At 61.3% G+C, this 7,236-nt stretch carries 7 protein-coding genes; all 7 read left to right on the top strand.

Annotated elements, in window-relative coordinates; all coding sequences use genetic code 11:
* Positions 1-715 precede the first annotated feature (715 nt).
* The 7 genes from NKI85_RS37015 (at position 716) to NKI85_RS36985 (ending at position 7,127) form a co-directional block, all read left to right on the top strand.
* Positions 716-1,681: a hypothetical protein gene (locus NKI85_RS37015; protein ID WP_352780795.1), complete on the top strand. Its 966-nt coding sequence runs from the start codon at positions 716-718 to the stop codon at positions 1,679-1,681.
* Between the two features lie 108 nt (positions 1,682-1,789).
* Positions 1,790-2,200 carry a DUF1036 domain-containing protein gene (locus tag NKI85_RS37010; protein ID WP_352780794.1) on the top strand — a complete coding sequence of 137 codons (411 nt, stop codon included), beginning with the start codon at positions 1,790-1,792 and terminating at the stop codon, positions 2,198-2,200.
* The gene (locus NKI85_RS37005) at positions 2,197-4,530 is read left to right on the top strand and encodes a M23 family metallopeptidase (RefSeq protein WP_352780792.1); all 2,334 of its coding nucleotides are present in this window, start codon (positions 2,197-2,199) and stop codon (positions 4,528-4,530) included. The genes NKI85_RS37010 and NKI85_RS37005 overlap by 4 nt, the downstream gene beginning before the upstream one ends.
* A gap of 409 nt (positions 4,531-4,939) precedes the next feature.
* Positions 4,940-5,344 carry a tyrosine-type recombinase/integrase gene (locus NKI85_RS37000; RefSeq protein WP_352780789.1) on the top strand — a complete coding sequence of 135 codons (405 nt, stop codon included), beginning with the start codon at positions 4,940-4,942 and terminating at the stop codon, positions 5,342-5,344.
* A 20-nt stretch (positions 5,345-5,364) separates the two neighbouring features.
* Positions 5,365-5,535, top strand: a complete 171-nt coding sequence (locus tag NKI85_RS36995; protein ID WP_352780787.1) for a hypothetical protein — start codon at positions 5,365-5,367, stop codon at positions 5,533-5,535.
* A gap of 152 nt (positions 5,536-5,687) precedes the next feature.
* Positions 5,688-6,731, top strand: a complete 1,044-nt coding sequence (locus NKI85_RS36990; RefSeq protein WP_352780785.1) for an AAA family ATPase — start codon at positions 5,688-5,690, stop codon at positions 6,729-6,731.
* Between the two features lie 243 nt (positions 6,732-6,974).
* On the top strand, positions 6,975-7,127 hold the full coding sequence (locus NKI85_RS36985; RefSeq protein WP_352780782.1) for a hypothetical protein: 153 nt from the start codon (positions 6,975-6,977) through the stop codon (positions 7,125-7,127).
* Positions 7,128-7,236 lie beyond the last annotated feature (109 nt).

The following is a 7,236-nucleotide window of genomic DNA, read 5'->3' as shown; positions in this document are numbered from 1 at the left end:
CCGCCCCCCCCCGCCCCCCCCGGGGTGGGCCCCCCCCCCGCCCCCCCCCCCCCCCCCCCCCCCCCCCGGGGGGGGCGGGGGCCCCGGGCCCGGAAAATCCACAAAGACCCGAACCATCGCGATTTCTGCCTTCGCGACGCTGGCTCTCGCCGCGGTTGCCGGCCTCTATGTCAGCGGTTTTATGACGCCTACCACGCCGAGCGCCGGCACGACATCGCTGTCCGCCCCAGAACCCTCAGAGCTCGCACCAGAGTCATCAAAGCCGGTCGCGACGGATAATGTTGCGAACGCCCCTAAGCCGCCAGAGGTAGTTCCACCCGCGCAGCCGCGAACGCAGACCACCGCATCGCCAACTGAAAATCAGGCAGAGGCGGCTGCGCCTCAACGGCCGCAGCCGAAAGAGTCGCCCAAGATGCTCCCACAAACCGGGGAAGCCCCGAAGCCATCAGCTAGCGCAGCGCTGCCGCCGGCCGAAAACGTACCGCCGGCAATTCAGCCCGATACCGCTGCCAACGCCAGCCCGAAGACGCTTCCGCCGCCTGACAAGCTCGTTCCAACCCCAACACCAGCCGAAAAAACGTCAACGCCGGCAGCGCCCCAGCCCGACGTCGCGGAGAGCCAAAAGCTGCAGCCGGCAGAGCCCGCCAAGATCCCCCTGCAAGCCAGGGAAACACCGAAATCGCCAGCAAGCGCGGCACAACCGCCGGCCGAAAAAATGTCGCCGGCAGTTCAGCCCGACATCGCGGCCGGCGACAGCCCGAAGACGCCTCCGCCGCTTGGCAAGATCGCTCCAATCGCTCCACCAGCCGAAAAAGCTTTAACGCCGCCACCCCGCCAGCCCGACGTTGCGGTGAGCCAAAAGCCTGAACGACAGGCCAGCCACCCGGCGGAGGCGAAATCGGCTACGCCCGTTTCCGAACCGGCTGCAGGCCAAGCAGATGCGACGGGCGCAAAGGGGCAGCAGGCCGACCAGCCGGCTGCCAAACAGCCAGGCCAGGCCACGGTCGCCTTGAACGTGCCCAAGCCGGAAGTTCCTCCGGTCATCGACGACATGGCGCAACGGGTCTCGTGGGTTCGCGACTTCAGCGGCGGCGACTGTTTCTATGCGGCCGTCACCTCGATAACCGACAAGACGGCGGCCATCGAAGGATTTGGAACGGCGGTTCAGCCATTCGAACAGATGCTGACTGATTTCCAGGCAAAGTTCCACGTTGAGCCGGACATAAGCGTGCGCCTCATCGAGCCAACCCAGTGCGAAGTCACCAACTTCCTGCGCTTTCTGGGCCAGACTGCGGTCGACAAGCCGCAGCTGGTTCTTGATCGAACATCGGTGCCGAACGGTACGCCGATCAGCGGCACGCTGGTGACGCATGGCGGGCTCATTTCCAGCGTGCTGCTGATCGACCACAAGGGCATGATGTTCAACCTCGACGACCGCATGGTCGTACAGTCGGACAAGGCTACCTTCAGCATCCCGATCGGCCTCGGCGCGGCCGACAGGGCTGCAGGCAAGGCCGTGCCGCAGATCATCATGGTGATCACCGGCCCCCAGGATATTCAGGCGGCTGCGTTCTCCACGCCGGTGCCTGCCTCGCAGCTGTTGCCCAAAATTCTCGAAGAAATCGAGACCAACGGATCACAGTTCTCGGCCAGTGCCAAATATTTCCGGCTCGGCGGGTAGCATGGGCGTGCAATGGAACTCTGCCGCTCGCGTTTGCCCCGCTCGTCTGCCGGCCTGCCCGTAAAGCAGCGTGATCGGGCTCGCGCCTTGCTTGCCTTGACAGGCCGCATGAGGCTTGCGGTGGTTTCGGCCGCGGCATTCCTGGCCGTGCTCTCATGCAACGAAGCGCGCGCCGAATTCACGGTCTGCAATCAGACGCTCGACGTCGTCAACCTCGCCGTCGGCCAGACAATCGACAATGCCGACCAGACCAATGGCTGGTGGACCATCGGCGCAAATCAGTGCGTGAACGTCATTCGCGAGGAACTGACGAACCGCTACATCTACATCTATGCCACGGACGTTTTTGGCCACGCGATCCTGACCGGGTCGACCGAAATGTGCATCGAGCGGCGACGTTTCTCGATACGCGGCATCGAGGAGTGCTGGCAGCGCGGCCATATCGCGGCGCGATTTGTTGAAGTCGATACGCTTGAACAGGTGCGGTGGACGTTTTTCCTGACCGGAAGCAGTCCGTGACGCACGCGATCGACACCAGCTTCAAGGCGAAAAAGCAGGCGCGCGCCGCCCTTCGCCGGCGCACACTTTGGCGCCGGCTTATCGCCGGCTTCGCCTTGATTTTCCTGTGTTCGATCGCCGTCGGCTTCTACCTCACCGCGGACTATTGGTCGTTTGGCGACGAAGACGAGGAGTTGCACGCGGTGGAAGGAGCGGATGATGTGCCGGCCGATGCATCTGTCTATGTGCCTGCCATTATCGGTCTAGCGGGGGACCCTATGTGGATCACGCTCGCACCCGATAGCGGCGCAGCAACGAAAGGCCGCGTGATTCCGCGTCCGGCAGAACTCGACCAGGCCGAGGTTTCGCCACAGATCGAGATCCTGTCCGACGTCATGCTTAGCGCCAGCGAAAAATTCATGACGACGATACCGTCGACGCAGGAGGATTTTGCATTTTTCCAAGCGCAACGAAAGACCGCGCCCGCGCCCTCCAGCGATCTGCAGAACGACCTTGAGCCATCTCCTGCCGCGGGTGAGCTCGCGCCGGCTTCGGATCAACAGGCAGGTACGGACGATCCCGAAGCCGGCTGGGGTGAAACAATCGATGCAGGCGATGCAGCCCTTCCCGCATTCCAGAAGACCCAGATCGAAAACAACACCAGCGTCGCAACTGTCATGAATGAGTATCAGCGGTTCGAGGCCACCGAAGACACTTTCGTGAAGATCCTCAACAATCGCAGTTTGGACAGCGTTGCGCTCGATGCGCATTTCTCCGCCGACGACGCCAGGCTGGCAGGCGAGGCCCTGAAGGCGGTCTTCAGCCGGGACGGCCTGGATCCGGGTTATGTCGTCGCCCTGCGTGGATACCGGCCGAACCGCGAGACGACAACTATATCCCTCATGCAGGTGTCGATCTACGCCAAGAACGTTTTCGTCGGCACGCTGACGCGCAATGCCGCAGGCGTGTTCGTCTCGGGGGTTGATCCTTGGGTACGCGAAGATCTGTTCAACTACTCGGGTGCGCCGGAGGAAGGCGCACACAAAAGGCAATATCGTCTGCTCGACGCGATCTACTCGACAGCGGCACGCAACAGCGTTCCGACCGGCGTGATCGGCGAAGCGATCATGTATCTGTCGAGAGGACAGGATCTGGACGCTTTCGCAAGCGAGGACCAGCGTCTTGTGCTGATCTATTCGCAGACGCCGCGCGGCAGGGACCAAGGCGCCGGGCGGGTGCTGTATGTGGGTGTCCAGGGGACGACGAAAAGCCTCGACTGTTTCGTCTTCCAGCAGGGCGATGGTCAGTTTGCATGCGTCACAGGCGACGACCAGGTTCGTTCGCTGACGGTCACCAACGGCATGCTCACGCCAGTCAACGGGGTCTTGACGTCCACCTTCGGGCCTCGCAAACATCCAATTCTCGGGACCGTTCGCATTCACAAGGGCGTCGACTGGGCGGCGCCCGTAGGCACGCCGATCGCAGCGGCCTTTGATGGCGAAATTACCTTCCAGGGCGACGGAGGCGGCTACGGCAATCTGGTCAAGATTTCGCACGGAAACGGGCGCGAGACGCGCTACGCTCATATGCAGAAATTCGCAATCGAGGGCGGCGTCGGCACCAAGGTGAAGGCTGGCGACATCATTGGCTATATCGGCACCACCGGCCTTTCGACCGGACCGCATTTGCATTTCGAACTCTACCAGAATGGCGCGGCGATCGACCCACTGGGCACGGTGACCGCGGTCGCTTCGGATCTTTCCGCCGTGGAAACGCTCACCGACCGTATCGTCCATGTCGAAAGTGGCGGCAGCGCCCGTGCCAAGAACCCAAATTCTTCAGCGACAGGCGCCGGCCAATTCATCACAAAGACCTGGATCCGGATGATGAACACTTACCGCCCCGAACTTGCACGCACACTCTCGACCGCCGACCTGCTCGCCCTGCGATACGACGCCACGATCTCGCGCGAGATGGTTCGCAATCTGGCGCGAGAAGGCGAAGCCTATCTTCGGACGCGCGGCCACCAGATCACAGCCGGCCGGCTCTATCTCTGCCATTTTCTCGGCATGGAGGGCGCGCATCAGGTGCTGTCGGCATCGGGTTCGGCGCAATTGAGCGCCGTGCTCGGGTCAGCCGTCATACAGGCCAATCCCTTTCTGACCGGCAAGACAGCCAGCTATGTCGTGGACTGGGCCGAAAGGAAGATGGGTCGAAAGCTAAGCCCAGCCACAACCACGGCGGGCCAGCAGACGACGACCACCACGGAGGTCCGGCAGACATCGCCCGAGTTCGCGAAGTACAAACAGGCGATCACGGCGATGCTGAGCTCTGTTCAGAATGCGCTTTGAGCCTGTGCATGGCCCCGGCAAATCGTAACCGGCTTTCGGTACACGCACACAACTGGGTTTCCGTCCAACGAGTGCTAGACTTCGACCTTGTTAGCAGAGGTTTTTCTGCTCTGCGCGCTATCGAACCGTGGCCAAGATCACATACGCCACGGCCATTTTCGGGTAGAAGCGACCTGTCGCTGACAAGACATAACATGTGCAAATAGAGTTCACTGCGACGTCTCCAACTTGCCGCCTCGAAGGAGGCCCTGTAGCTCACGGCGGCGGGTCCTGCCTTTCCTTCCGCCGCTCTGGCACACGGTCGCTGGCAAAACCTTGACGGCCTTAGAAGCAGGAGTGCCCGCAAAGCTCATTGAAGTCGGAGCTTGGCGCGCTTTCGGCACCAGCCTCGACACCTCGAACGAGTGGCATGACCGCAAGCGAAGGAGCGACATCCTCCCAACTGAGCCTCAGAGAAGGTGTGCTTCTCGGCGCACCACCCCGGCTTCGGCTTACTATCCTGACGGCCGTCCGCACCGACGAGGCCAGAAGCGCGACATGGGATGAGTTCGATCTGGACGCAGCGCTGTGGACGATACCTGCAGCGCGGACGAAGACTAGCAAGGAACTTCGCGTGCCACTGGCCGAGCCTGTCGTTGCGTTGTTGCGTGCAGCCATCCGGCATCCATGGAATACCCGCCTCGGGCGCATCTCTTCAAAAACCACCGCCGAACCAACGGCGGCCACTCCTTTAGGGAACAACCACTTTGAGCATCCTATGATGCAAGACCCGAGCCGCCAGACTGCGGGAACGTCATCGCGCGCGTCGACGTAGCGCTCAACGATGATGTGAGGATGTTCAATCTGAAACTCTCTCGGCGGCCAGACGGGGGCCACAGCCTGTTTGCGCCGAACGCCCTCGGCGGCCGCGTCGTCACTTTCTCACGCCCACTTGTTGCCGAAATCGCCAGCGCCGCTATCGCCGCGCTCATGGAGCCGACGCCGCATGACCGCACCGCAGCCTGAGGCGGCAGAGTTCGACCTGGAAAAGCGCTCGAGAGTGGCAGTCCGACCGCGGTGGCACTCACGTAGTCGATCCCGACGGCGCTGCTTGTGTTTACAATTTTGTAAGCACGATCGGGCATCTCTGAAATTTTTCAACCCGTTGGTTGAAGGGTGTGCAGCAGTCCATCCGATACAGCCTAGAAGACGGCGAACCATTAGCTGCCAACGACAACGATCCACTTCCCTTCATCAACCCTGTAGACTGGCAAGGCATGCCGGTCCCGACTCGGGAATGGTTTCTGGACGGGCTGATACCGCGTCGCCAGATAACGATTCTTAACGGCGATGGTAGCGTCGGAAGGTCCCTCTTGGCACTACAGATTGCGGCGGCGAGCGCGATGGGGTGCGAAACGGTTGGGCTTCGGCCGATGACCAGTCGAGTGATGTACTTAGGCGCTGAGGACGAAAGTGACGAATTCCACCGCCGACTAGCCGCCATAACGTACGAACATCAGCGCAGCCTGTCAGACATGTCGGATTTTCGCCTTCTCCCCATGGCCGGCCGCGACGCTTTGCTTGCCGTTCCGAACAAGGCTAGCGTAATGCAGCCGACCGAAAACATGGTCAAGCTGGTGGAGGGACTTATCGAATTCCGCCCCGGCTTTTTAGTGTTGGACACGTCAGCGGACCTCTTTGGGGGCGATGAGATAAAGCGCAATCACGTCCGCCAGTTCATCGGCATGCTCCGCAAGCCGGCCATCGAATTGGACATGGCCGTCCTTTTGCTCTCCCACCCGTCGGTCGCGGGTATGCAGACCGGCACTGGCTCGTCCGGTAGCACCGCCTGGAATAATAGCGCCCGATCGCGGCTGTACCTCACCACGGCAAGCGGAGACGGGGCAGACCCAGATGTTCGTATCCTTACCACCATGAAGGCCAACTACGGCAAGAAGGGCGGAGAGATACGCATGCGCTGGCAAGAAGGTGTGTTCGCGTTGGATGACGGCAAGCCGTCCGCTGTTGCCGGTATTATAAGCAGACGCGCTGACGAGACGTTCAAGAAGCTGCTGTCAACGTTCAATCGAACTGGCCAGACCGTTTCCGACCTCACTGGCACAAATCATGCGCCTGCGAAGATGGCCAAGCACACCGATGCCGGCGGGGTATCAAAACGCCAATTTGCTCGACGCGACGCAGCGCCTTTTGGAATCGGATGAAATCAAGATTGTTATGGACGGCCCGCCTTCTCGACAGAGAAAGCGGCTCATCTTGGCATCTGAAAATTACGGTGCGGCATGATTCCACCGCGGCCTTCCACCGGACTACTCCCGCCACACCATCGCCTTCAACCGACCTAGCCACCACCACCCCTTATACCCCGCTGGCGGTGGAAGCACCTACCGCCGGTGGAATCCGGCGGGCACTTCGACACACCAAAACAAGAAACGAGGAGAACACGAATGGAAATTGAAATGATACCGCTCAGCAATCCGATCGACGCGCTTCATCCTGACAACGGTAAGAGTGTAAAAATCGTCGGCACCGACGGCTCCTGCGCCTTCGGGCCGAAGTTAATTGTAAGCGCCACGCCGCTCCCCTCGTGCGGGGCATGAGGTGAATGTGCGAAGAATCCCCCCGATCGCGAGAGACGGAGGGCCTACGTGGGAGCAGACGGCAAAATGGACGTCGATTTGGACGTCCCAACAGCTGGCTACGCAGGCC

Origin of the sequence: Mesorhizobium sp. M0571, from assembly GCF_040320985.1 — a bacterium.
In the GTDB taxonomy this organism is placed as follows: Bacteria; Pseudomonadota; Alphaproteobacteria; order Rhizobiales; family Rhizobiaceae; genus Mesorhizobium.
This window is presented reverse-complemented; position numbering and strand designations above follow the sequence as displayed.